This is a genomic window from Humiphilus diazotrophicus, assembly GCF_059726315.1.
The window spans coordinates 193513-219879 of sequence record NZ_AP040871.1; the positions used below are offsets into that span (position 1 = coordinate 193513).

Sequence of the window (26367 nt, forward strand, 5' to 3'; positions counted from 1 at the left end):
GCTCTGGCTCTTTGCTCAGAACCGTGAATTCTGTTTATGGATTCCTACATGCACCCGCAGGAGCGCCGCAAGATCAACTCACCCGGAAGTGAAATCGACTGAACTCCATCAACTCCTTCCCCATTTATGCGACGGAACAGAGCATTCAATGCGTACTTTACCATTGTTTCTATTGGCTGGCGCACGACTGATAATGGAGGATCCATTAAGGGCGCAAAACTAAAATCATCGAAGCCTACCATTGGTAGTTTTTGGTTTGGTCTAAGCCCGAGTTCCTGAAATGTCATGAGAATGTTCAGCGTGGCGAAGTCACTCAAGGACAATATTGCATCAGGCCGTTTTTTCCCGCGAATGGCAGTTCCTAAAGCAAAGCGCAACTGTTCATAATCTGGAGCGGAGATGACATTGTCTTTCAACCGCTTTGCTGCCATGGCCTCTTTGTATCCAGCTATACGCTCTTGAAAGCTGTAGATTTCGGGTTTCGCTGTTACACACGCCACATTTTTGTACTGGTGTCTTAATAAATGTTCAGTGGCGGACCGAGCCGCTTCACGATTGCGTAGCAGCACTGAATCGATCTCCTTCGATAAGAAGCTGTCAAAGACGACCATCGGGACATCCGCTAAAATGGCCATGATTCCCTGAGAGGTAGAGCCGGGAGCAGCCGTAATAATGACTCCATCCGCGCGATATCGCTTCAAGGTCCCGAGATGTTCTCTCTGTAGCGTCGCGTCATCCTGGTGGGTTAGCAGAATAACAGAACATCCTCTTCGACGAGATTCCTCTTCAATCAGTTGGGTGGCTTCGCTAAAGAAAACATTAGTGACCTTCGGGACGATGATCCCAATGACTCGACTTTGTCCGCCTCGCATCGAACGAGCTGCTTCGTTGGGCTCATAGCCGAGTTTCTTGACCGCAGCAGCTATGCGTTCTGCAGCTCCTTTACCGACCTGCACTCCTCTCAAGTAACGTGATACTGTAGATGCTCCAACGTTTGCCAAGCGAGCCACGTCAATTACTGTTGGTCTTTTTGCCATCTGGTTAATGCCTCACGTTCTATTTCGAAAGACTCAAGTAGGATTCAGCACGTCGACGGAAAGAAATAGCATAAACTAATGCCGCGCCGACTGCGGTTGCAGTCATTGTTGTGGTTGTGATCAGCTCCGCGGCGTTTGCAAAGCGAGATATTACAAAGCTAAGAAATCCGCTTATTGTGAATCCAAATATCATCAGGATGCAACGCAAGGTCCCCGAGCCTGTACCGGGAATTCCAGGAAGTTCCTCTAAAGCTCCAAGCGTAATGGCAGATTCCGTCATTCCAAATCCAAAGAAGGAAACAAATATCTCGGGAAGAATCGTGGCTGGCAAGCTGGCATGCATAATCGCAATAATTAATGCCACCAAGGATGCCAGGATAGAAATCGATAAGCCGGCAAGAATGACTTTGCTGACAGCGATTTTCCTCTTATGAAGTCTTGCTCCTACCCATGCTCCAAACATTGTTCCCGTTGAGTTCAGTCCAAACAGAACGGCATAGGTTGAAGGGGCGATAGCCATTCTCTGCATCAGGATCAGGGGTGATGTAGAAACAAACGAAAATATGCTCCCAAAGTACAGACCGTAGACGATTGCGTATGTGCGAAAACGGTGATTTAACAAAAGCCGAAGGTAATCGCGATATAGAGATAAGGGAGAAATATCGGCGCGTCGCGTCGTAGGCTGGAGCGGGTCAAAGTAACAAACCAGAATTGCCACCAGGCAAAGGACAAACGTGGCTTGTGCCAAGAAAGGAAGTCTCCAGTCGTGCCGGAACAACAAAAGTGAACCAAATGAAGGTGCGAGGATCGGCATCAGGTTTCGAACACTGAGGACCTCAGACATCCTTTGACGTGCAATATTTCCCTGCAGAGAATCATGAATAATCGCAAGTGGAAGGGTCGTTGCCGTTCCTGCAAAGCATCCCTGAAAAAAGCGAAACACGAGCAGCAATCCGAAAGTTGGGGCGAAAGCGCACGCGAAAGAGGCGCAAGCGTAAAGGATCAACGAGAATAACAAAATACGAAAACGGCCAAAGTGATCACTAAACGCTCCCCCGACCAGTGGCATACAGGGGAAGCCAGCAAGAAATAGACTGATTGCCAGGCTCCCGCGTCCTTGAGGCAGTGCGAATCTTTCCTCTATGAGAGGGGTAGTGGGCAGGCCAACATCAATTGAAAGTGAAGTTAAAGATCCAATTGCTGCAAGAAAACAGACAAAGAGAATTGGCGAAATTCGCATACCTTGGCTATCCGGCCGCCCAACCGAGAACGATCTGTTTTCTGGCAATCCAAAGACAGATGTTTAATATATGTCCGGTCAAAGCAAATCTCCTGGAGGAGTAACAGACGGAACCGGCGTGTTCCCAATAGCCCCCAGGGATTTGGAACAGCCTCCGATAGACGCCTGTGGCATCGGCAACCTTGAGTTTCGGGGAAAGATCATCAATATGATAGCTCGGTTTCGGCAACGTTGCCAATACTGTCTGGAGCATCTCGGAACACAGGCAAAGTATGATATCCCCGCACCTCTCCATTCCAAGTACAAGGGTCACCTGCCGCCTCAGATATCTCGATGTCATAATGAACCCCCTCTCCCGGCATTTATCAGGAAAGTGTGGTGTCATCGATTTGCCTTATGCCCGCCGTCCATCAATGGGTGGAGAAAAATATCCCACATTGGAAGGTTTTCAATGACCATATAAATTCGTAAAAATCCGCTCTGCGCCAGGTTTTGTGGTTGATTCTGGGCGTAACGTCTGAACGACATGAGGACTTCCCCGATGGCCACCGAGTGGCACGATACCTCCTGCACGTTTCTTAAGCGCGGATTTAGATTAGTATCACTAATTGTTGCGTTGATTCTCTCGACAAGCCCTTCGGTTAAGGGACAGCAGTTTGCCAGTCTCAACCTGCGGGTTGATGATCCGAATGGCGCAATAATAGCCCAAGCGAATGTATCGATTCGCAATATTGACACCGGAATAGAACGAAAAGCACTATCCGATGAAACCGGAATAGCAATAATTCCTGGTTTGCCGGCGGGGAATTATCGGCTCTCTGTCGAGGCCTCCGGATTCAATGTCTATGAAACGTCCCTTTCTTTAACCCTTGCACAGCAGGCACGACTTCACGTGGTTCTACGTATTCAGGGTGCCTCTGAGAATGTGACTGTTATCGATACCGGATACAGCATGGATACCGGCAGTCCCGAAAACGGAGGACTAATTACTCCCGATCAGATTACTAAACTTCCGATCCTGGAACGCGACTTCATCGACTTTATCCTGCTAACACCTACGGCAACTATCGGACGCAGTACAACTACCGCGGCGCAGTCTGCTTTTCAAGAGACCGAGCTGATGATTAGTCTTGGGGGATTGCGAGAGACTCATAGTGTCTTTTATGGACTCGATGGGGTTGACTACAACACGAGTACCTCAGGTGTGCAACGTGTTAGCCCGTCTCTCGACTGGGTTCAAGAATTTCGTGTTACCAATGCTCCAAGAGCCGCCGATGCAGGTATGAATCTGGGAGGTGCGGTCAACACCATCACTAAGTCGGGAACGAAAGATCTTCATGGCAGTGTTTACGACTATTTGCGCAACGATCAGTTGAACGCGCGAAACTTGCTGTCCGCTCCCGGTTTCTCTACTCTCAGGTTCAATCAGTTTGGATCTACGTTGGGTGGCCCCATACAACGAGATAAGTCTTTCTACTTTCTCGGGTATCAGGGACAGCGACGTGCAGAATCCCCGATTTTCTCGCGTTTTATTCTCAAGTGCATCGATACAAAAGGTTGTCTCGGAGCCGGGACACCCAGCATTAATGATGTGAAGAAGAGCTTAGGCCTTTCGCCGGAACATCTTGGTTCTATTCTTCTTATCCAGGATTACGACAATGCTTTTACGAAAATCACTACTGCTCCAAATACGACGACAACTTTAGCTCTCGGCTATCTCATTACCAACGTACGAAACCACAACACTCCCGCAGCGTCACCGGGGCAAGGGTTGCCTTCGAGCTATAGGGATAATCTCATACATGATCAAACGCTCTATGGCAATTTATTCCAAACTCTGAATGCCCATTGGTCAACGGAAACTTCACTCAGTTTTGGACGCCGTATCTTTCATATGAATCCAGTCGGCGTCGGCTATGAACCGGCTATTCAGGTTGCTGACGAGCTGTATAGCGGCGGTTTTCTGGGTGGTGTGAGCTATTACGGAGAACATTACTTTCAAGTTAAAGAGACCTTATCCTGGACGCACGAGGCACATGCTGTCAAATTGGGGGTTGAGTTTCAACCAATCTGGTTTGAAGCACAAACCCCCTATTTCACTCCGAGCGTGGGAATCTTCAGCCCGCAAAGCTTCTTTGGGACAGGTTTATTTGCAGGCGCACCTTTTGGGCCCGGAACCGCCGTCCAATTCATATTTCAGGAACCTCGTAGTGAGTTTGGGCAGCAAGTTCCACAACGCCGTTTACCATTTCAGCTTGGTTTTTACAGCGGTTCCGATGCTAACCTGCGCAACCGTGCTGATCAGGTTCATTTCTGGCATAAGCTTCTTGGCGCCTATGGAGAAGATCAGTGGCGGGTACGGCCCAATCTCGTGCTTTCATTAGGTGCTCGTTATGATCTGGACCTGTTACCCTCGGCCAAAGATCTGCAGTTGCTCGGTCAAATGAATGGCAGTGATTTCACAAAGGTGCAACCCCGTATTGGTTTGGCCTATGCACTGCGTAATGGCAAAACGATAGTAAGGGCAAACTTCGGCCTCTATACTGGCAGCTTTGAGTACAGCAGTACAGTGAACAATTGGCATGGTGCTTCGCCCTTTACAGCAATGAACCAGCCAATGCTGACTGAGTTTAGCGATCCTTCGAACAACCTGATCGGCTTTGCTCCTGCAGGTATGGTTGGAGCTGTTGGGCCAGCCGCCGCTGGAGGTGCTTTTCGCAATTTCTCCCGCAATGGGATCTATCCTGCGCCAGCAAATCTTAAGCAATTTCCGCTTGGTTTTATGAAGCGCAAGTTCCCTAAGCTCTATTCCGAGCAAGCGAACTTTGAGATCGATAATGATCTGAATAATAGTTGGCATCTCACTCTTGGCTACCATTACCTGCATGCTCTCAGGCTGAACAGTTCGAAATCCATCAATGGAATTCCGAATGGCTTTTTGAGCGATGGACGGCAGAAGTTTTCCCCTGCGGATACAAACTTCGGTTTTGCTCTTTTCGCTACGCCTACCGGTTGGGCTATCTATAACGCCGGAACTGCAGTTTTGCGCCGTAATTTCGCTCGTCACTACAGCGCGATGGCTAGTTACACTTTCTCCAAATCTGTTGATGTAGCCACCGAAAATCAATTACAAGACGAGCCTCAGAATTATCTTGCTCCCCAACTTGACCGTTCCGTAGGAGACAATGACGTCCGCCATCGCTTGGTTATTACCTTTATCGCAGAGTCTCCTTCGGGTTGGATCCCGCCACTACGCAATCTCGAATTTTCTACTGTAAATACGCTGCAGAGCCCTCAACCGTATAGCATCCTGGCTGGCTCAGATGTTAACGGCGATGGGTTCCCGTTTAATGATCGTGTCGGGCCTATCGGACGTAACAGCTATAGCGGCGCCTCTTATTACGATACAGATGTTCGGTTACAAAAGAGCTTTCATCTTACCGAGAAGATAAAGGCCAATGTGAGAACTGAGGCTTTGAATCTCTTAAATCGTGTCAATGTTCAAGCCATAGATCAGGTCTATGGGGCCAGTGAATTTGCTGGCCCCCTTCCCCACCACTTTGGCGATGGGGTGGTGAGCCCTTCCAATCCAACTTTTGGAACTCCTACCTATGCTGGAGCGGCAAGGCAATTCCAGTTTTCGCTAAAGCTCGAATTTTAAGCAGGTATCGGAAAACAGGCAGATGACTACTCCCAAAAATCCACGGCGTCCCGATCGAGGTACCTATCATCCGAGGGCAGAGACCCTCGCATTACTGAGTGTTTCAGGCAATGCCATTAATGGTGTGGGAGAGACACAGGTCAGAAGACCTTCACCGTTCTTTTGGCATCCTCCTGATAAACATCCTTGGGGGGCGCTGCAGGTTCTTGCTCGGGAGAGTTCGAGGCGTTGTCCTGGAGCTGCGGCGGCATTTCAGGCGGCCTACAACTACCCGGAATTGATTCCTATCGCGGAGCGACACCGTGTGTTGAGTGCAAAACAATGGAGCGAGGAGATTCATCGTTTTGTTCTTGCACATGAGGCCGATTCCATCGGAATTACGAAAATGGATCCGATGTATGTTTTTGAGGGATACGTAATCGAAGAGCCATGGGTGATAGTCCTGGCTTTGGCACACAATTATGAGCGCTTGAAGGAAGTTCCTTCCGACGAGACGAACGGCATCGGAGTTTCTGATGTTGGCGACCAATATGCGCGAGGAACACGGTCATCTTATGCTCTAGCCAACTGGATTCGTGCACAGGGGTATAAGGCTGATCCACATCCGGGTCCAATGGCCAGCGCCCTGGCGCTGATTCCCCCGGCGATTGCAGCAGGCTTAGGAGAATTGGGCAAGCACGGTTCGCTTATCAGCAGACAGTTCGGCGCAGGTGTACGCCTGGCGGCAGTTACCACTGATCTGCCACTTCTTCCTTCTGTTCCGGACTCCTTTGGCGTGGATGAATTCTGTTCTACCTGTCAGATCTGCACGCAAGCCTGTCCTCCGGGAGCTATTAACTCTGAGAAACAGATGGTGCGCGGAACTGAGCGCTGGTATGTGGACTTTGATAAATGCATCCCTTTTTTTGCAGAGGCAGCTTCGTGTGGCATCTGTATAGCCGAATGTCCCTGGACTCGTCCCTCAGTGCGTCCCAAACTACTTGAAACTATGGCGAAGCGGCTGGAACGCAAAGTATCGAAGAAAATGGAGTGAATAAATCTCCTGAAGGAGCTGTGCGCCCCTTCAGGGATACAGTACTTGAGTAGAAGCCATCTTACTGAGCTAAAGTCATGAGAGATTGCTGCGGTGAGGTTGAGCTCCAGTGCGTACAACTGTCGAAGAATGCCGTCGATTGTACTTGAAAGTAATACAGAGTCTTTGGTTTCAAATTAACGAGTTGGAAGGAATGTGTTGTAGTGGGTATTTGTTCCCAAGGCGTCAAAGTGCCCATCGTAGCGGTTGTTCCGTAGTTTACGGTCCCATTCGTAGGAATACTGCTGGTCCAGCTAATCGTCGCTGAACTCTTGCTTATTGCAGAGACCGTTATGTTGGTGACCACGGGAGCTTGTCCTGTACTACCAAGGCCAAAGGCTATAACACAGGATCTACCTCCTGAGTAGATACTATCTCCAGAATATCTTGCTTCAACGTAGTCTCCCAAAGCTTGAGTAGAGACATCCCAGACGTACAGATTAGTGAATTTAGGTCTCTTGCCCAGCAGCACACTGATCTCACTACTTCCGGGAATCATGGCATCCATTATGCTGTCTCCGTTGAAGTCAGCAAGAGCGAGAGGCGCTGCCACGGTGCCGGAGATGAAGGTCGTACTTGACTGGTATTGGCCAGGATTGGAAGGATCTCCGGGCAATACAACCAGATTTTCGGAGTTTACTGCGACCAAGTCAGAAAGATTGTCTCCAGTCACATCGCCGATCGCTATAGAAGATGCATTACCACCAGTTTGATACGTTGCTAGTGTGGAGAACTGTCCGGGATGTGTCGGATCTCCGAGCAGTACTCCCGCCTCTCCATTTACGGCCATTGCCAAATCGGATATGCCATCTCCATTCAGGTCTGCTACGGCTATAGAGTCGGGAGCGGCAGGAAGCGTGTAATAGGACGGATTCGGTAAGAAGTTTCCTAGATTAATCGGGTCTCCGAAAACTATCACGAGAGTTCCTTGAGATCCCGAATAACCTGCAACAAGATCAGGTACTCCATCCCCATTGAAGTCTCCTGTGGCTAAAGAAGATTGAACATTAACGGCCAACGGGGTTACAGGATTAAAGGTTCCCGGATGCACAGGATTGTTCAAAAGAATTGCCAGTGTGGTCTGTGCACCATTGATTGTTCTAGCAGCTAAATCAGGTAGTCCATCTCGGTTGAAGTCTCCAGTGACAATGAGATCTGTCTGATTTGCAGAACTATTTCCTATAGGGACTATAACTGGAGACAGGAATTGACCAGGATGTGACAGATCGGCAAAAAGCAGTGTGACATTTCCGACGGAGCCATTGTTCGTTAATGCAATGTCCGGCGCTCCATCTCCGTTGAAATCTGCCACGGCAACACCAGAGTATTTCGTATCCGCTAATGGCAACGTGGTTGTCACAAATTGACCTGGATGTGTCGGGCTTCCCAACAACACATTTACGGGACCGGAAGTTACGACGGCATCCAGTATGCCGTCTCCGTTTAGGTCTGCTGTAGCAATACTCTTCCCAGCTGTGATGCCAGTTGGTGTCAGCAACGGAGATCTAAAATCAAAACTCGACTGAGTGAAAATCTGGGATGAGGTGGCCAGTACTTGGCCCCTAGTTACATCGAAAAAGGAGACGGATCCATTTGGGGGATCAACTCCTTGACCTCCATCGGCGGTAATTCCTGCTACTAGTCCATAGCGGCCAAAAGTGCCATAGAGACTGCCGATTGTGATTGCAGTGGGGAACTGGCAGCATACTTTCAATGCTTGCGGTGCAGATATGCTGGGTGTAAATGGACTCGTTCCATTGAAGACAGCATAGATGTTGTGCGATCCGATTCCGAGACGCGCTTTTATCGGGATTGTTCCTGTTGGAGTCAGCGATGCCACTCCTAGCATGTTCGAGCTTGTGCACGGTATTCCTGAACAGAAACTTACCTGTCCCGGGCTCACAGGAGTTCCTTGAGAAACGACGGTCGCTGTCAGTGATACTGGCGTTCCTAAATTCACAGAGGTTGAAGAAAGGTGCAGTGTGGTTGTCGAAGGAAGACGGATTGTGCTGAAGGGTGCTAAAGGAGAAGTCACGCTCCAATGAGTGCCGTCGTCAAAAAGAACGACCGATCTGACTTCGTAATTGTAGGTTGTAAGGGGCGTTAGGCCTGTTAATACAATGGTATGGGTGAAAGAAGGGGAACTCGGCCAAGGTGTGATCTCCCCCAATGCCGAAGTTGGTCCATAGTCCACAACGCCATAAGTCGGAACATTACTTGTCCAGCTTATTGTTGCAGAATCCGTCGTGATGTTTGATACCGTAGCTGAACCAATCGTAGGCATTTCGATGTTGGCCCAGCCAGTATGGCTACCGAGGTAATTTCGATCGCCGGAATAGATTCCCCTGACATAATTGCTTTGAGGATTCGGGAGAGAGATTCCGCTGACCGATTCTGTCGAAGTCTGACTGATTTGCGAGAAAACCGTTCCCCGAAAGTATGTGGAATTATCTGCACCATTAGTGACGCCGACGGCAAGATCGGTCATGCCATCTCCATTTAGGTCTGCCGCACCCAGAAAGGGTACATATCCTCCAAGCGGGAAGCTGGTTGAGGGAAGAAGCGTCCCCGGATGGGTTGGATCGCCCAAGAGGATCGTGGCGTCAAATTCACCGATGGCTACATCAGTAATTCCATCTCCGTTAAAGTCACCTAACGCCAGAGGAAAGGATCCAAAGGTATTTCCTCTAGTCGGATAGGAGACAGGTGTAAGAAAGCTTCCTGGTGTAGAAGGATCGCCAAGCAATATGCTTACCGCAGCTTGGCTATTCTCGGAGAGTGGTGGTGCGCCGAGATTGGCTACTGCCAGATCAAGGGTCCCATCCCGGTTGAAATCTGAAGTCACGATGCCCGCAACTTCTTCACCAACCATATAGGAAACCGGTGGCAGAAACTGACCGGGATGAGCAAAGTCTGAAAGGAATACTTCGATACTGTCGCCGGGGGCCGCTGGATAGCCGGATGTTGTGTAGTAGTTTGTGGTGATAACCAGATCATCTATTCCATCATGGTTAAAGTCACCTGTAGTCATCGATGTAACTCCGACACCTCCAGCAGGCAGCAGAGAAGTGTAGGGTAGAAACTGGCCCGGATGAGATGGATCGTTCAACAGAACGTTGATAGTGGGCGTGCTATCGAAGTTGGTAGGATACTGTCCGACAACTAAATCCGGCAGCCCATCTCCATTGAAATCTCCAACAGCTATTTGCCACGCATATGGCCCATAGAAGTTTTGGAGAATCCCTGCTGGATAGAGCGCTTCTGGCAAAAATTTCCCCGGGTGTGCCAGATCACCCAAAAACACGCCAATGAAGCCGCGAGAGACACTGTCTGTTGATTGGCTGAGATCACCTACGATTATGTCCAAGGCCCCATCTCCATTGAAATCAGCCACTACTGGAGGCCCCGCTGCACCCGCTGTGGGATATACCGTCGGAGAAAGGTATTGTCCCGTGTGCGCCGGGTCGCCCAAGAATATGCTGAGATCGCCGGTAAACGGACTGATATAGATATTTTGATCTGCAACCGCAAAATCCAGAATGCCGTCGGAATTAAAATCACCAATAGCTAATCCTCCAACACCTCCTCCTGTGGCGACGGTTTGCATGGGCAGGAGTTCGGATTTTATCGCAGAGGAACCTACTGCAGTCGAGCCCAAGAGTTTACCTTTAGGATCAACGATCGATACAGTTCCGGTTGGAGCTGGTTTAGTCACGCCATTGGGATGGCCGATGACTGTTGACGTAACCTTATAGTTTCCTGGCTGTCCAGAGTTAACAAACGAAATTGCACTTGGGAATTTGCCTAGAACTTGTATCGCTTCTGTCTGCGAGCTGCTACTGCCCAAGGAAAGCGTTGCTCTAAACATCGCTTTTACACTATAGCTACCGATTCCCAGACGCAGATTTACGGTAGCTGTTCCATTGCTTGTTAGCTGCGCTGTTCCCAATACAGATGTAATATCGTCGCAATACGGTACAGAAGCACTGCAGAACCTCACCGTTCCCCGGGAGACGGGATTACCGTTCGATGTCACAGTCGCTGTGAGTGTTACTGCCGTTCCCGCGACTAGAAGGTTGGAGGATGTAGTCAATGTTGTAACTGTGGATGCAGCTAAGATCTGCGGTGAATTGGTGACGACGGTGAACGAGATTATGAGGCAGGGAAGAATCGAGAGAATACGGCAATTTTTGCGGGTTCTCTGGAAACTAAGATGGGGAAGTGAAGTGTAGCAAAACATTGAAGAACTCCAATGCTGGAGAACAATATGACGAGAGTCCTAGAAGAAAAAGTCATCCTTTTTCTGAGGACAGGTAGGAGAGATACTCCTTCCTGAAACCAACTTATATTCAAAATTCCTCTAGGAACTCTTCGGGCCTATTTAAACCGGTGAAAGAAGAAATCAGAAAACCAGGCTTACCAAAACAGAAGGGCTCTCGCCTACAGTGATTCCAGCGCAGAAACTCTACCACATGTTGTATCGGAGAAGTCAATCGTTGTTTATAGGTATTCAGAATGAGGTGATTGTTGCTCCAAGAATGGCGCCTTGGTACTGTTTCTGAGCAAAGAGCACCAGATGATGTCCAGAATTGCCTGCGATGTGAAAGTCTTCAGGTATTGATAAATAAGTCGATTGTTCAGCATTCCCCATGGTAACTGCGACGCGGGAGAGAATGCGAGCAACCGATATATGCTGCAATGACTTTCCGGAGTTTTCTCCTCGGAGCACCTTTGATTGGACTGTATCGTCGGTTAGTACAGCGATGATGTCCAGCGGTTCCTGCGTCGTCGCATTCCTCAATGCAAATCGCAGGTCTAACTTCTTTTCTGAGAGTGTTGCAGAAAGAATCTGCAGCTGTATGTGTGTTTCTCGCAAATCTTGTCTGAGAGCTTGCCTCAGAGTGATGCTGTCGCTGCCGACAAACTCCTTTCGACCATTGACAACCATTTGCGGAGTGTAAGGTCCATCAACAGAAAAGCGGGAAGCATAGGCATTTTGCCGGTCTGTGAATACCTCTGATGAATATGGGTCCTTCCATCCGAGTCTATTCCAATAGGTTACGTGCTCACTGATGCCAATGATGAATTGTCCTGTCGGAGCGTACTTCCCGTGAATCTCACGTAAGAGGGTGTCAGCTGGTGGACAACTAGAACAGCCTTCGGAGGTAAATAACTCGACGACTGCAGCTGCGGCTGGTGGTCCTGAATTTAGTTTTAGAGTAGCTGTGTGTGACTCGGTATTTTGAAGTATAAATACTGCAAATAGAAGCGGTAATGACAAAATGGTTGAAATCGCATGAGCTTTGTCTCCAGTCACGTAGCCTCTATTTGAGTGTGAGAGTACGGAAAGGTTACAGTTCCACGATACGGGGCTGGGGTAGCTTTAACTTCCTTCTTTTCTTCCAAATGCTGCAACGCCATAGCGATTGATTATTATGGAATACGGCTGGTTGAATGTAAGCGCTAGTGACATTGTTTCACAAGGTCGTCCGTTGGATCAGTTCTTCAGCAGCGCTATTACATATGCGGGGGTCAAGGGAATCCTGCGTGGATGAATTCCGGTGGCGTCAAAGAACGCTGCTGCAATTGCTGGTGGGCAGAGCGCGTTGGCAGCTTCTGAACCTCCACCATATCCTTTATCCTCTTGCGAGATTTTCACGGTCTTGATTTCCGGTGTTTCCGCCATTGTCAAGATCTTGTAGCGGTTCCACGTAGTGCTGGTGATTCTTCCGCTATCAAAGGTTACCTCTTCTTTGAGAGCTTCGCTGATGCCCATCACAACGCCGCTCTTCATACAGCGGTCAAGTTGACGCGGATTGATTATTTTGCCGCAGTCGACACCAATGGTGAATTTTGTGACTTGGATTGCGCCTGTATTGGGGGTTACTAAAATCTCGGCTATTCCTGCCCAGTAGGCATTCTCGCGAATCATAATGCACACACCTCGACCAGGGATAGACTCTGTTCCCGTGCGTCGGGCTTGAGCATTGGGGGCTGGACGTGATTTCCATCCGGCAGCATTGGCTGTAGCTCGAATCACCTCTGTTAAACGTTGATCTGTCGTGTGTTGAAGCCTGAACTCAATGGGATCGACGCCTGCCGTGGAAGCCGCTTCGTTCATTGAGGATTCGAGCGCAAAGTTTTGTTGGCGCTGGCCGGGAGTGCGCATAATCAATCCCCTCAAGCCTATGGCAGAGGAATCGGCTCCGAGATTCGGCATTCCGTAGACTTCCTCCAAGCGGTATTGAATCTTGTCGTAAGGCCATTCTGTGGCGATCCAATATCCAGGCTTAGGCTCACTACAGGGCATTCCTGCCAAAACCGCGCCAACTATACGAGCATCGTTTGATTGAGGCGAGTAAAAGGCGCTGTGAATCGCGGCTACATGGTTGCTACTATCGAGTGCACAGGTAATGTCTTCAACCCAACCGGGAGAGGAAGCAGACCATGCAAAGTCTTCCTGCAAGGTCCATTGCACACGTACGGGTCTTCCCGTTATTTGCGAAAGAATAGCCGCATCACCTTCGGCGCCGTCGCCTCCAAAGGTTGTACGTCCAAATTGTCCGGCGTGCTCGAGCCAACGAACAGTTACCTTTTCTACAGGCACACTCAGGGTATTTGCAATTTGTGCGCGAAGTCCTTGCGAGTTTGCTGAATGTGTCCATACCGTGACCGAGCCATCATTTCGCACATCGGCTGTCGCTACGAAAGGACCGATTGGGGCATGTTTCACATAGGGCTGCTCGTATGTAGCTGAGATTGTTTTTGAAGCTTGAGCAAGTGCAGTCGTGACTGCGGAGGCATCTCCGCGGCTTGCAGATGGCTTGTCCCACTTAAATGCACGGATTGTTTTTGTAAGGTTCTCGCTGCCAGGAAGTCCGGACCATTCGGTCCATTTGGTTTCAGAGGTTACGAGACGAGCTGCGCTGATTGCTTCCCACTCATCTGCAGAGAGCACCGCAACCAGATTCTTTTTCGTGATGATCTGTGCACCAGGAAAACGCGCTTTGTCGAGCTTGCCAACAGAGACTAGAGTTGACCCCAAGGTTGGGGGGCGCACCATGCGAGCATGCAACATTCCTGGTAGCCTGACGTCGCAACTCCATTGTGTTTTGCCTGTCACTTTGTCTGGAGTACCGGGCATCGGGTGCGACTTGCCTATGATCTTGTACTGGCTCATCGGCTTTGTAGGTGGATTGCCGAGTACTACGATTCCATCTAGGCCTGACAAACCATTCCATGAAGCCGGGTCAATTCGGGCAGGTTCCCCAGAGACCGGGATTTTCAGGTCGAGATGTTGGTTCTGAACCAATTCTCCATATGACATATTCTTACTTCCGCCAGAAACGATGCCGTCTGTGGCCTCAAGCGCGGAGATGGGAACAGCGAGGGTTTCCGATGCGAGCTTCAGCAGCGCTTGATATGTATAGGCGCTAACTTTACGGAGATTTGCTGCGCCGGTGCGGAATCCAGCAGAATAACCTCCATCCGGCGTGCTGTCTGTGTCTCCCATAATGAGCGTGATGGTTTCAGGGCGCACATTCAATTCTTCGGCTACCACTTGTGCATAGAATCCACTCATGCCAGTACCTATTTCAGTGCGTCCAGTGCGAACCACGATGGTATTGTCGTGGTGAATTTCGAGCCATGAAGAAAGCTTTTGGGGATCGGGGGGTGAGGTGTGTCCGATGTTGTCACTTACGGCGAGTCGTGGAAAAGTAAACGAGACCATCAGTACTCCGCCTATCTGAAGAAAGCCCCGTCGTGTCAAGGTAGGCAAGACGATCGAGTTTTGGGAGTTATCCGTTCTCATCGGGAGGGATTCCTCTTCAGGCCTTCATTGCCTCGGCTGCATGTTGTACTGCTTCGATAATTGCTGCATAGGTTCCACAACGGCAAAGGTGTGGTGAGGGCGGCTTATTTGTGAAGGCTTCTTTTATTTGTGCTGTTGTGGGGTTGGGATTGTTGGACAGCAATTCGACGGCGGCAATCAACATTCCACTTTGACAGTAACCACATTGCGGAACCTGTTCGTCGATCCAAGCCTGTTGTACTGGATGAAGTGTTTTGGCAGATTCCTCGGAGCTTAGTCCTTTCTTAGCTGCCCAGACTCCGGGAAGTCCCTCAACTGTTGTTATCTGTTTGCCTATAGAAGAGGAGACTGGCGAGACACAGGAGCGGACCTCTTTGCCATCTACAAGGACCGAGCATGCACCACATTGAGCTATTCCACAACCGAAGCGGGGACTCGATAGTTTGAGTGCATTGCGTAGAACGAATAGCAAGGGTGTTTCCGGAGACGCAGAAACTTCGTGTTCGCTTCCATTTACCAGGAGTTTTAGCTTATTTGCCATTTTCTGTCTTCCTGTCCAACTGAACCTCTTGATGCAGTTGCAACCAGGTACCAAGCAGGCCAGCTCAGCGCCCAATTGGGAATCCATGTGCCATGGTTGGACCATGTAGGAATTGTCAATGCAGTAATACCAGCTGCCAGCAAAAGGGCCGATCTCAATTGGATCTGTGCGATTCGAAGACCTCGACGAACACCCCAAATCGCCGGAGGCAGGAACAGCAGAAGGCAAAATCTGGAGATTGTTTCCACATGAAACCTCTCCAGACAGAATAGACATGGCAAAAAGGAAAAAATAGCACTCGCGGTTACAGTTCGTCTGGACAGCGATCCTATAACAAAGCCGCCGGTCCATGACCAGCCTAATAAAAGAAGAAGATTACAGAGCAATAAGGTGAATCCGCCACCTAGCCTTAGTCCTATACTCTCGAAAAGTGCGGGTGCGAGGATTTGCTGATATGACCGGCTGACAGAAAGAGAGAAACCCATTAGAAGAAAGCTTCCGGGCAGTGCCAGCCCGAAGGATGCAATCCATGGTCGCCAATTGCTCCATGCCGCAGCCTGCTTACGGAAAAGGAAGCCAAGCACCGCGAGGAATGCCTCCGAAGCGCTCTCGTTGGCTTCCATCAGATCTCCCAAAATCGCGTCGCGTTCCTCTGAATCAAGCAAACGGGCAAAGATTTCAACGACCTTCCACCCGGAGATTGTCATGATAAACTCCTGCCTCGATTTGTCACCCATGATGCTCTCTGGCTTACGCGTATAACGGCCTCATAAAAGTCCTTTGCTTCGCGTACTCCTTTTGCGGTTACCTGAACCATTCGCTTAGATCGGCCACCCCGCTGCGCGGTAGATTCTCCCATCCAAGTCTTCAACAGGCCTTTTTTTTCGAGACGCTCAATTGTCGTATACATTGCGCCAATAGAGCATTTTCGGCCTGTGGTCGATTCAATCTCTTCCCGAATTGCGGCTCCATAGGCATTTTCGCCAAGTCCAGCAGCCGATGTAATTAAGAGGTATTCGAATTCACCAAGCATATAACAACTACATTGTGATAGTAATGATTCAATAAAGTCAATAGACAATGAAACTCCTTGGGAAGAGAGAAGTGGATCTTCCCAAGCCAAACCAGCGTTGCTGTGATCCTTCCAGAATTAGTAATATGCAGGTTCTCTTGACTGAAACCTTTGTAAATCTTTGTTTTTCGGGGATATACCTACGCTGGTTTCTGCGAATTGCTCATCCTGAGGCATGGAGCATTTTCCCTCATAGGTATAGATTCTTCAGCGATAGAGTGGTGCAGCCTTCTTTGAGGGAAAGCTGCTTAAGCCTCTGTGCCTTGGTCTACATCTTTGCGGGGAGTGCTCTTGGTGGTAATTGGAAGGTATGACCGGAAAGTGGAGCGGGAAAGAAACGGGACAGATATTTTTATTTTCCGAGATCACTGGCTTGAGTTTTGCCGCAGTTCACTTACTGCGGCAAACATCAAAGCTTCGGATAGTGGTTCTTACGTTGGGATAGCCGATAGTGCTTAGTTCTTTCTTGTTAGACAAGCTCGGTGTAATGGCAACTGGTGTTTTTTGCTGCAAGCGGAAGCGGCCAACCAGCTGAGTCAATTCTCCGGAGAGAACAGACAACTCCTTACTGGTTATGGCTGATTTCTGAACCATTGCTTCTGAGTGCATAGCGATATTGGCTATTTGCTCTATGTTTGAATTGATCTCGAATACAGCGCTGTTTTGTTGGGAAGCAGCTGTGGCGATATGAGCAATCATTCCACCGACACTTTCGGCAGCAACAATGATCTCATTCAGGGCTGTTCCAGCTTTTGAGGTTTCCGCAACGCCGACTTGTACGAGCTCAGTTCCAGCGTTCATCTGGAAGACGGCAGTATTGGTTTCACGCTGTACCGATTCAATCATCGTGACAATTTCATGGGTGGCAGAGGTTGTTCGTTCTGCCAGTCTGCGAACTTCATTGGCTACAACTGCGAAGCCCCGACCATGTTCTCCAGCGCGAGCAGCTTCAATTGCAGCGTTGAGGGCCAACAGATTGGTCTGATTCGCGATATCTTCGATTACAGCGATAATCTTGCCGATCTCATCCGAATGTTTTCCCAACTCCTTCATGCGCTCGGCGGTGGCCCCAACGGAGTCAGCAATGGCACTGATTCTGGCTAAGGCTCCATTGACAATTTCCCCACCATTGCGGGCGATATTGGCTGCCCTGCTAGCATTTTTTGCAGCCAACTCGGAGCTGGTAGAAATTTCTCCAATCGTAGCTGACATTTCCAGCATTGCGGCGGCGACCTGGGAAACCTGTTTACTTTGCTCTTGTGCCTCTTTTGCACTTTCGCCAATGTTCGAAGACATGTCCTGGGTATCGGTGGTCACTTTCGAAGTGCCTTCATTTACCTTGAGAATTATGTCGTGCAAGGTATCCATGAATGTATTGAACCATTGCGCTACAACGGCTATTTCATCATGGGAGCTGATTTCAATTCTCTTGGTTAGATCACCTTCCCCTTGTGCGACATCCCGGATACGTTCAGCTAAAATATCTAGTTTCCTGAAGATAGAACGATAGATGTTCCAGGACACAAGGAAAAGAACTATCAGGCAGATCGCCGTGATAGCTCCAGATTGTATGGCTCCCATACGCCAGGTAGCGTTAACGTCATCAATATAATTTCCTGTCCCGATGACCCATCCCCAGGGCTTGAATTGCTGGACATAGCTGATCTTCTTTACAGGTTTATTTTGGCCTGGTTTGGGCCACATGTAATAGACACTTCCACTGCCTGTGGTTTGGACTGCCTTTACAAATTCGATGAATAGATGCGTTCCCTCCGGATCCTTGATACTACTCAGATCCTTGCCCTCAAGTTCCGGCTTGAAGGGATGCATGATCATGACCGGACGCATGTCATTAATCCAAAGATAGTTATTACTCCCGTATCGCATAGAACGGAGGGCTTCTCGGGCATTTTTCTGGGCTTCTTGTTCGCTGATGACTCCCGCTTGTGCTTTTTCATACTGTGCTAATACCGTGGAATAGCCCAACTCCACTAGCGAGCGTGCCTGGTCTTCTTTTGTTGCGAGCAGGCGTGTACGTTCGGTCTTCAGCCAGTAGGTCGATAATGCTACAAACCCGATCATCGCCAATGTAATCAACAACCTGAATTTCTTTTTCAGTGTCATTTAAGGTCCTGCTGCCAACTCAATAACTCGCATCATTGCCCATTGCGACTTTCATAAGAGGCGGCGAATTTTGGCAGAATGTGTATTCCATATCGGCCTATTTATGTTTGTTATGCGTTCTGATTCGTCATATTTTTGCGTGCTCGACCACTTTGGTACGGACGTGAGTTTTGATTGGAGTGGCCGTTATGAGCCGGAAACATCCTGGTCCAGATTGTTTCAAACAAGCTGAAGACAGCAGGGCTCTGGACTAGAGTCGAGATAAAAGGCTCAGCCGCTGGTCGTTGATGATTTGATGAATAGGTAATTTGACTTCTGTTATCAGATCCGAATTGCCTAAGGCTATCTATGTCTATTGTGGAGCATAATTTAGCACATCATTGAATTTCTCCGAGAGAAGTCAGGGAAGCGCGAGAATTCTTCAATTGTTGAGCTGATCAAATTTTCCTGCTTGCTCAAGAATATCGTCGTTTCAATTTCAGAAAATTGTTCTTTCCACTTTTCCTCCTTGTGTCTTGGTTCCTAGACTGACTGAGTTGAGCGATAATCCTAGAGGCGGTGCTGATGCGGGTAATTGTGCAAGTTGCAGTGGGGGTGTTCCTTTTTGTCTTAGCGATCTTGTGGTGGCGATATTCCTCCCGCCGCTCATTATCTGCGCAGAGGCGCGATGAATCTATGCGTCGGCATGTGAATCAGAATTATTAGCGAAATATCGGCTCAGAATTATTATTTATAATAGCAGCCATCGTCTGGATGAAGGAATAGATATCGCTAGGTTTCTAAAAGGATATCTGTCAGCAAATAGATGGGGACAGACTTGAAACGCAAGATAGTTCGCTGCTATCGATGGTTGCACTTGGACTGTGAGTGGAAGACGGAAGGCGGCAGATTGCCATCCTTCAGCTGGCTTGTTTGGCCTTGGCCCATCTTCTGCGTTGTCCTTCTCTAATTCGTTCAAGAGCTTCTGGGTTCAAAAAACGCTTACGGGCTTTTGCTCCAGGTTTTGCAACTGAAAAGGCTTTTCTTCCATATCTATGGCTGTAAGTATGTTACGGTCTTCCATCTCGATTTCCCCCGAGCACTCCTAGCATGTACCTAATATGCGGCATAGATAAGCTTATGGGATAGATCCTAGATCGGTGGACCGCGGATTATCTGGTAGTCTCACTATCTTACAAATGTCTTCTGTTGGTCTATTTTCAGAGCAGAGAATAGATTAGATTAGTATGCTGCTCGTAGAGTAGCTCTTCGCGATCCCCACCAAATGTGCTCACGTATATCTATATATAGGGTTGAAGATGGAATTTGCTTGGCTGCATTGGTTCCTCAGCTGCTGTCATAAGCTAGCCCTCAAACACTACAAAATGGTTAGTATTGGCCATCCCAATATTGCGTCTCTAGCTTCCTAGGCTGCCAGGAGGTAGGACGGAGGCATCCAGGCATACAGGCAATCTTCGCGCAGAGGTTAGGGCGAGACGAAGCCGCTGATTTTCTTCTAGCAACTCACAGACGATTGCCGACAGACTTTCGATTCTTACCAATAGCTCCTTGTGGGAGTAGTCTTCTGCTCTTGTCGCTTCACTTGGAGAGTTAAGAAACATAACAGCACCCGATCATTAGGTATTCAGCTTGCACATCCCGCACAATATGGTGACTAAGGGCATCTGCGTCCTACGGCAGGAGACGGCTCATCTTATTTTTTGTTGCCTTGCTATGGTTTTTCCGGAACAGGAGTTCGTTGGACCAGGTTATGAATGAAACCCAGTCATCGTGTCCGAGAATATGAAGGAACACTTCAGTGGCGTTATCTGTATTCTTGCAGAAGCAAGTTTGTCAAAACGGGAACTGACGTACATCCCCAATTAGAAGCTTTTTTAAGTAACACAATCGTGGTAACGATCTGTTCGGGGGCTGTCAGTCGGCGGAAGGCGGTAATAATCGGCCTTTTTTACGGTTTATGCATCCGGCGAAGGATGAGTGGGAGGAATGATAATCTCGCGACGGCCGAAAAAGCGAGCATCCATAGAAAACGCTCCTGGGCCAAGCAAGAGTAATGCGAACGATGTTACGGCAATATGGGTTACGATTAGATTTTCAAAAAAGAAGTTCGTTGCAGAAGCCAGCAATCCGCAAAGTCTAGCGCCAACAACTCCTACTGCCACAAGAAGACTCACGACAGGAGTGAACAATCCTAGCACGAGGCAGAGTGCGCTTAGCATAGCAACAGCTCCGACAATCCAGACTTCGACTCCCGTTCGTGAACTAAGCTGAGTCGTTCCTTGCATTACCAGGGTGCAGCTGATCATTGTGCGCAGGAGCAGCAAACCGAGGCCGGGAGTACCGCCGGGAAACGTAGAAAATAGCCTTTGCAGTCCGTTCTCCTTTGCGACCAAGCGCTATATAGTAGGCTATCTCGGCCAATTCATAAGGGAATCCCGAGATCAGGGCAAGTTTGTATACCTCTTTCTAGGTATTACACGGTCCTGGGTGCGGCTTTCCTGTCACGAAAAACCGCTCTTTGGGACATTTCCCAGACCGAATGCGGTATGTATATGTGAGAAGGGGGCTAGAGATGAATAATCCCGCGGCGAATTCCAATGGCGACAGCCTGAGTGCGATCATTCGCCCCCAGTTTTTCCATGATGTGCTTGATATGCACTTTGACGGTTTCTTCCGAAATAAATAGTCGGTTCGCAATATCTCGATTGCGATTTCCACTAGCAATTTGCTGGAGAACTTCAATCTCACGATCAGTAAGGAACTCGTCTCCAAGATGTTCCGCCAATTGAGCTGCGATCTCAGGTGGAATACGCTTCTTGCCTGTGTGAACCTGGCGAATCACGTCTAGCAATTCCTTCGGGGGCATGCTCTTTAGCATATATCCGCGAGCCCCGGCTCCAAGTGCGCGTTGGATTTCAACGTCTCCTTCGAAGGTGGTCAGCATGATAACCCGGGCGTCAGGAAAATTCTTGCGGATGGCAATCATTGCATCGATACCATTCATATCTGGCAAACGAATATCCATAAGCGTGATGTCGGGGCGATGCTTCTGAAATTCATTGATGGCATCTTGGCCCGAAGATGCTTCAGCAATCAATGTCATGTCGGGTTGGTTTCTGATGAGCGTGGCAATCCCCTCACGTAGCAGTGGATGATCATCAACGCTGAAGACGCGAATTTTATTGGCGCTGTTCATTTTCTTGTACTTGTTTTCAGGCTTCCGATTTTGTACAGAATTGCTTGTGGACAAATCCGTGCAAGCCACCTTGGTAGTTGTCCGGGGATACTCGATTGGAATGCAAGGTGACCAGGTACCGAGAGCTCGATCTCCGTTCCTGCCGAAGTGCGGCTCCACACTTTGAGCTTTGCACCGATTTTCTCCGCTCGCTCGCGCATTCCTGGAAGTCCCCAGTGTCCATCACGTCCTGCTTGTAGAACTAGGGGATCGATGCCACAGCCGTCATCACGAACAATAACATGAAGATCAGTGGCAGCGTAGTCAATCTCTACTTCAATCTTGCTTGCGTGCGAGTGGCGAAAGGCATTCGCTAAAGACTCTCGGCCTATGCGGTACACCTCATCGCGAATCATCGGATGCAAGATCTTGGGGGTACCCTCAATGATGACCCGAAATTCAACCTCCGCATGGTTACCAAGATCATGGGGAAGGCGGGAAAATGCCTGACCCAGATCGTAGGAAGCATCGTTTATCGAGCGGAGCCCCCGGACTGCATTACGACCCTCTTCGATGACTTGTCCCATGAGCTCAAGGACACGGGTTACCAGGGGCTTCGCTGCTGAATCTACGGGAAGCTGATCGTCTGCAACGTGAAGTTGTATGGATGCACTGATAAATCCCTGCAATAAAGTGTCATGCAATTCTTGGGCTATGCGGGTACGCTCTGCAAGTCGCTCCTGAAAACGCATGTTCAGTTCTTGAGTTAATCGGCGTAGGTGAATTCGGTATAGAACGAGCCCTATGCCTGCAATAAACAGGACGCATATGGAACGAAACCACCACGTCTGCCAGGATGCAGGTTCAACCTCGAAAGAGATATCGCTTTCCTGTCCATTCCATTCTCCATAGCTATTGCTGGCCTGGAGACGGAAACGATAAGTTCCGGGACCTAGATTTGTGTAGACAGCTTCTCGCGCTGCGCTGGGTTCACTCCATTGCCGGTCGAAGCCGTCCAGAAAATAGCGATAGCGAATTCTCTCCGGTATGGCAAGACTTAGAGCTGTATAGGTGAAGGTGATTCGTTTGCGTCCACTGGGGACATGTATGGAATTGACAAGACTGATTCCAGTTCCATCTGCCATTAGCCCCTCAATGTGGGGGATAGCTGGCGGCCAACTGGATGGCAAGTGTGACGGATCCGCTACAGCAAGGCCCCCTTTGAGGGCGAGCCAGATTTTCCCCCCAGCATCATTAATGATCGATCGGCTTCGATTGACGCCTTCGCTACTAGGGAGACCATCGGCTGTTCCATATTCGCGGATATCCTCCGGTTCAATCTTGCCACGGAGTAATTTGTTCCGGGCTATCTGTAGTACATGGTTAAGGGTTGCTATCCAGAAGAATCCGTTTCTATCTTCTGCGATTCCGAAGATCGGCTCCCGTAAGACATCAGGGCCGGATAGAAGGTTAAAGCTCCCAGAGGTGAAAAATGCTAGCCCTCCCGATGTTCCGCTCCAGAGAACTCCTGATGAATCTTCGAATAAAAAGCTGATGCTTGCAGATGGTAAGCCGTCTCGTGTTGTATAGGTCTTCCAACGATTCTGAAAGAAGGCGGTGAGTCCACCTGGTGTGGCAAACCACATGGTTCCATCGCGAGCTTCGAGTATAGAGGAGATCGTGTTCGCTGCTAGACCATTGGCCATGGTGTAAGTTGTGAACCGTCCTTGTTGGAATCGGCTTAAGCCACCGCTTAAAGTTCCGGCCCATACCGCCCCATCTCGACTTTCCAGCACAGAGTAGACGCTATTTTGAGCTAGTCCATCTTTCTCTGTATAAGTGATGCTTGTTATTCTCCCATTCCGTTCTTGAAGATGTGTCAGTCCGCCACTCTGCCGTCCAACCCATATGTCATGCCCACGACCTTCGATGGAATAGACCACATCCTTTGCGGGTATCGCTGTTGTAGCAGCTCGAATGTGATTATTTTCGAGAACATATAGTCCACCTTCGCTAGGTGCTAGCCAGGTGCGACCCTTCGAGTCAATGTAGATAGGACCTGTGTGTTCAAGGCGCGGATCTGTACTGGATGAGTAGGTTGTGAAAACCGTATCCCGGATACGTCCGAAGCCTCGGGCTCCGCCAACCCAGATATTTCCTTCTCGATCTTCAAACAGAGCATTGATCGCTCCTTTCCCTCGAAGCTCCTTTTCTTCGGAGAAAGATATGCCTTTTGCATTCATGCGGATAAGACCCCGATCGGTTCCAACCCATACATTTGCATCGTGATCGTGCAGAAGGCTCAGTACTTGTGCGTTGGCAAGCGTCGCAGGTAATGGCTGACGGTTAAAGTCCTTGCCGTTCCAGTGATACAAGCCGTTATCTGTACCGATCCACAAATCTTCTCTGCCAATTGCTAACAGGCAGTTGATTTTTCTCTCAGGAAATCCGGAGTCAATTGCGATAGGCTGGTTTTTTGAAAGATGAAATAACCCACCTCCTAAGGTACCTAGCCAGATAATTCCATCGAGAGTATCTGCAATCGAAATTACGGGGGATGCTCCGGGCAGAATGTTCGGTCCAGCAATTAGTAGACGATTTTCTCCCTGAAAGCGGAATGTACCTTTGACAACATCCGAAATCGATACAGCACCATTCTGATCTTTTGAAAACGCGGTGACCTGCGAGGTCAGTGGTCCTGCACCATATGCAACAACTTCAAACGTGCCGTTTTCCCGCCGCAGAATATCCGAACCCTGGACGCGTACCCAAAGGTTTCCGCTTGCATCGGTAAGTAAACCTAAAATAGAAGGTTTTCCAGAACCGAGAAGGGAAGAAAGCACTATCTGCTCGAAGTGGAAGCCGTCGAAACGAAAAAGTCCATTATCTGTGCCGATCCAGAGATATCCGTCATTTGTTTGCCCGATTGCATTAACGTTACCTCCAGAGAATTTGCTTTTGATATTCCATTGTTCACGGACGTATTGGGACAGGTTACGATTGGGATCAAGTCCGTATGCGCAGCTGACAAGACATAGCAGCGAAATTCCAATCAGTGCTTCGCGATATCGTTTCAGCAATGGAATCACGGGAGATACTCAAATTTTTCGATCACGACTTCGTTTGCGTTCTTTAGTGGCACTTGCCCTTTACTAAACACGTAAAAAGATATGCGAATAGATTCGTTCCCGGCGGCAGGGACTCCAGAAGTAAATACGTGTTGCTTGAGCAATGTCGATGCCGCGGTGCTGGATCCCGCTGCAGTCGAAAATGCTACCTGTCCAGGTTCCCAGTGGAAGGAGTACGTAAAGACTCCACCTGGAACTCGAAATCGCACAATGTTGGCGGGAACGTAATAAGGTTGGACGACATAATGAGCATTGTCGTTATTGACGTAACCCCAGCGGCTCAGCTCAATATCCAGTTCTCTCCGGTTCTGCTCTGTGCCTATGCCATCCCAGCTGACAAAGGTTAATACGGCTGAAGGCTCGAGCTGAGAGATGTCGCGCACCCTGAAACGGTATGTTCCGTAACCAAGGCTGCGTGTAAGCTTCACCTCTGCTGCTGTCCATTTATTTTGAGTTCCCGAAATACGGAGATGAAGTGCTCCGCCTGTGTCTGTCCAGGCGTTTGCTGTGTCAAAGCTGTTTATTGAACCAGCACGGTAATTGGTGCCGTTACTTATATCCCACTCATAACCGCTGAAATTGAGTTTTTGGGACGGAGGGAATACAACTGGGGTGCCTTGGGGATTGACGATCAACAAGGCGGCTACTCCAGCACCAATGGAGGGAAGGGACTCCGTCAACTCGGGAGGGTTGTAGTTGGGCTTGACCAAGAGTGCGGCATATTCCGATCCCTGCTGGGCAGAAATTGCCCAACGTCCGTCTTTATCGATATTTGTAAATGGCTGTCCGTCCCGTAGCTGCAATCCCCACCGTCCATTATTTCTTGCATATAGTACGATTCGATCTTCTGATCGAGCACCTGAGACTCGTCCTGTGACGGTATGGGGAACAAGGGAAATTGTTTCTGGTACCTGATCAAAGACAATGGTCGGCGCAGATACCATCGTGTGAGAATGGCAAGCATAGAGCGCAAGGCATAGGACGCATACCAGTAATGCTTCACCGATTGCGATTTTGACGGTATTGGCCTGTCGTTTCATTAACTTTCTCGTCCTGAAAGCAAGCATCGGTTAGCGGCTAAAAGTGGCCGGACCAAACTACAATTCAGCAGTCATATGCGATAAGCAACATCGGAAGGGTCTAGTTGAATTTACGAAGAAAGCTTTTTGTGCGCCCAACTTATTTGTTAATTGTATACACAGGTTAGGGGATACGCATCCAGAACATTTGCGGGACGTGGTTCGAGGCCAGTTTTAAAAGAACATGAAAGTGCCAACTGAGAAGCCTTCCCGAATGTGGGGCCTCCCACTATTAGGATCTGTAATGCCAGATTCTGGAGTCCCTCAATGAATCATTGGAGGTGTAGTGGCATTGAGCATTGAAGGGCGCACGAGAAGAATTGTTTGCTGAATGGCCTGGTGGGCCAACTGCCGCTAGTCCTTATAGGACTGCTTAGGGGGAGGAGCGCTTGTCAGCCTTGCGCTCCTCAAGGGTTGAGCGGAAA

General features: G+C 49.1%; 15 protein-coding genes. 2 read left to right on the forward strand and 13 right to left on the reverse strand.

The window, feature by feature from the left end:
- Window positions 1-44 precede the first annotated feature (44 nt).
- Both AC6I7T_RS30845 and AC6I7T_RS30850 read right to left on the reverse strand, forming a co-directional pair.
- Complete coding sequence (locus AC6I7T_RS30845) at window positions 45-1037, reverse strand: LacI family DNA-binding transcriptional regulator (RefSeq protein WP_497795258.1); 993 nt, start codon at window positions 1035-1037, stop codon at window positions 45-47.
- A 19-nt stretch (window positions 1038-1056) separates the two neighbouring features.
- The gene (locus AC6I7T_RS30850; protein ID WP_497795260.1) at window positions 1057-2277 is read right to left on the reverse strand and encodes an MFS transporter; all 1221 of its coding nucleotides are present in this window, start codon (window positions 2275-2277) and stop codon (window positions 1057-1059) included.
- A 541-nt stretch (window positions 2278-2818) separates the two neighbouring features.
- On the opposite strand from AC6I7T_RS30850, the gene AC6I7T_RS30855 reads away from it, so the two are divergent.
- Window positions 2819-5938: a TonB-dependent receptor gene (locus tag AC6I7T_RS30855; protein ID WP_497795261.1), complete on the forward strand. Its 3120-nt coding sequence runs from the start codon at window positions 2819-2821 to the stop codon at window positions 5936-5938.
- Window positions 5939-5960: 22 nt separating this feature from the next.
- Window positions 5961-6971 carry a 4Fe-4S dicluster domain-containing protein gene (locus tag AC6I7T_RS30860; RefSeq protein WP_497795263.1) on the forward strand — a complete coding sequence of 337 codons (1011 nt, stop codon included), beginning with the start codon at window positions 5961-5963 and terminating at the stop codon, window positions 6969-6971.
- 61 nt (window positions 6972-7032) lie between these two features.
- On the opposite strand, the gene AC6I7T_RS30865 is transcribed toward AC6I7T_RS30860, so the two are convergent.
- The 11 genes from AC6I7T_RS30865 to AC6I7T_RS30915 all read right to left on the reverse strand — a co-directional run bounded on the left by AC6I7T_RS30865 (window position 7033) and on the right by AC6I7T_RS30915 (window position 25903).
- A complete protein-coding gene (locus AC6I7T_RS30865) occupies window positions 7033-11250 on the reverse strand; it encodes an FG-GAP-like repeat-containing protein (RefSeq protein WP_497795264.1) in 4218 nt (1405 codons plus the stop codon).
- 270 nt (window positions 11251-11520) lie between these two features.
- Entirely contained in the window at window positions 11521-12327 is an 807-nt protein-coding gene (locus tag AC6I7T_RS30870) for a DUF1223 domain-containing protein (RefSeq protein ID WP_497795266.1), read from the reverse strand.
- Between the two features lie 180 nt (window positions 12328-12507).
- A complete protein-coding gene (locus tag AC6I7T_RS30875; protein WP_497795267.1) occupies window positions 12508-14823 on the reverse strand; it encodes a xanthine dehydrogenase family protein molybdopterin-binding subunit in 2316 nt (771 codons plus the stop codon).
- Between the two features lie 16 nt (window positions 14824-14839).
- On the reverse strand, window positions 14840-15364 hold the full coding sequence (locus tag AC6I7T_RS30880) for a (2Fe-2S)-binding protein (protein WP_497795269.1): 525 nt from the start codon (window positions 15362-15364) through the stop codon (window positions 14840-14842).
- Window positions 15349-16101 (reverse strand): hypothetical protein, encoded by a 753-nt coding sequence (locus tag AC6I7T_RS30885; RefSeq protein WP_497795271.1) that lies wholly within the window; start codon window positions 16099-16101, stop codon window positions 15349-15351. The genes AC6I7T_RS30880 and AC6I7T_RS30885 overlap by 16 nt, the downstream gene beginning before the upstream one ends.
- Complete coding sequence (locus AC6I7T_RS30890; protein WP_497795272.1) at window positions 16068-16397, reverse strand: PadR family transcriptional regulator; 330 nt, start codon at window positions 16395-16397, stop codon at window positions 16068-16070. Before AC6I7T_RS30890 ends, AC6I7T_RS30885 begins: the two co-directional genes overlap by 34 nt.
- Window positions 16398-16826: 429 nt before the next feature.
- Entirely contained in the window at window positions 16827-18560 is a 1734-nt protein-coding gene (locus tag AC6I7T_RS30895; RefSeq protein ID WP_497795273.1) for a methyl-accepting chemotaxis protein, read from the reverse strand.
- Between the two features lie 1955 nt (window positions 18561-20515).
- A complete protein-coding gene (locus AC6I7T_RS30900; RefSeq protein ID WP_497795275.1) occupies window positions 20516-20953 on the reverse strand; it encodes a DoxX family protein in 438 nt (145 codons plus the stop codon).
- A gap of 173 nt (window positions 20954-21126) precedes the next feature.
- Window positions 21127-21756, reverse strand: a complete 630-nt coding sequence (locus tag AC6I7T_RS30905) for a response regulator (RefSeq protein WP_497795276.1) — start codon at window positions 21754-21756, stop codon at window positions 21127-21129.
- Window positions 21753-24824 carry a sensor histidine kinase gene (locus tag AC6I7T_RS30910; protein ID WP_497795277.1) on the reverse strand — a complete coding sequence of 1024 codons (3072 nt, stop codon included), beginning with the start codon at window positions 24822-24824 and terminating at the stop codon, window positions 21753-21755. Before AC6I7T_RS30910 ends, AC6I7T_RS30905 begins: the two co-directional genes overlap by 4 nt.
- Window positions 24821-25903 (reverse strand): LamG domain-containing protein, encoded by a 1083-nt coding sequence (locus tag AC6I7T_RS30915; protein WP_497795278.1) that lies wholly within the window; start codon window positions 25901-25903, stop codon window positions 24821-24823. Before AC6I7T_RS30915 ends, AC6I7T_RS30910 begins: the two co-directional genes overlap by 4 nt.
- Between the last annotated feature and the right edge of the window lie 464 nt (window positions 25904-26367).

Coding starts and splice junctions, on each gene's coding strand:
- AC6I7T_RS30845 (WP_497795258.1), bottom strand. CDS start 1,037: ATGGCAAAAAGACCAACAGTAATTGACGTGGCTCGCTTGGCAAACGTT.
- AC6I7T_RS30850 (WP_497795260.1), bottom strand. CDS start 2,277: ATGCGAATTTCGCCAATTCTCTTTGTCTGTTTTCTTGCAGCAATTGGA.
- AC6I7T_RS30855 (WP_497795261.1), top strand. CDS start 2,819: ATGGCCACCGAGTGGCACGATACCTCCTGCACGTTTCTTAAGCGCGGA.
- AC6I7T_RS30860 (WP_497795263.1), top strand. CDS start 5,961: ATGACTACTCCCAAAAATCCACGGCGTCCCGATCGAGGTACCTATCAT.
- AC6I7T_RS30865 (WP_497795264.1), bottom strand. CDS start 11,250: ATGTTTTGCTACACTTCACTTCCCCATCTTAGTTTCCAGAGAACCCGC.
- AC6I7T_RS30875 (WP_497795267.1), bottom strand. CDS start 14,823: ATGAGAACGGATAACTCCCAAAACTCGATCGTCTTGCCTACCTTGACA.
- AC6I7T_RS30880 (WP_497795269.1), bottom strand. CDS start 15,364: ATGGCAAATAAGCTAAAACTCCTGGTAAATGGAAGCGAACACGAAGTT.
- AC6I7T_RS30885 (WP_497795271.1), bottom strand. CDS start 16,101: ATGGGTGACAAATCGAGGCAGGAGTTTATCATGACAATCTCCGGGTGG.
- AC6I7T_RS30890 (WP_497795272.1), bottom strand. CDS start 16,397: ATGCTTGGTGAATTCGAATACCTCTTAATTACATCGGCTGCTGGACTT.
- AC6I7T_RS30895 (WP_497795273.1), bottom strand. CDS start 18,560: ATGACACTGAAAAAGAAATTCAGGTTGTTGATTACATTGGCGATGATC.
- AC6I7T_RS30905 (WP_497795276.1), bottom strand. CDS start 21,756: ATGAACAGCGCCAATAAAATTCGCGTCTTCAGCGTTGATGATCATCCA.
- AC6I7T_RS30915 (WP_497795278.1), bottom strand. CDS start 25,903: ATGAAACGACAGGCCAATACCGTCAAAATCGCAATCGGTGAAGCATTA.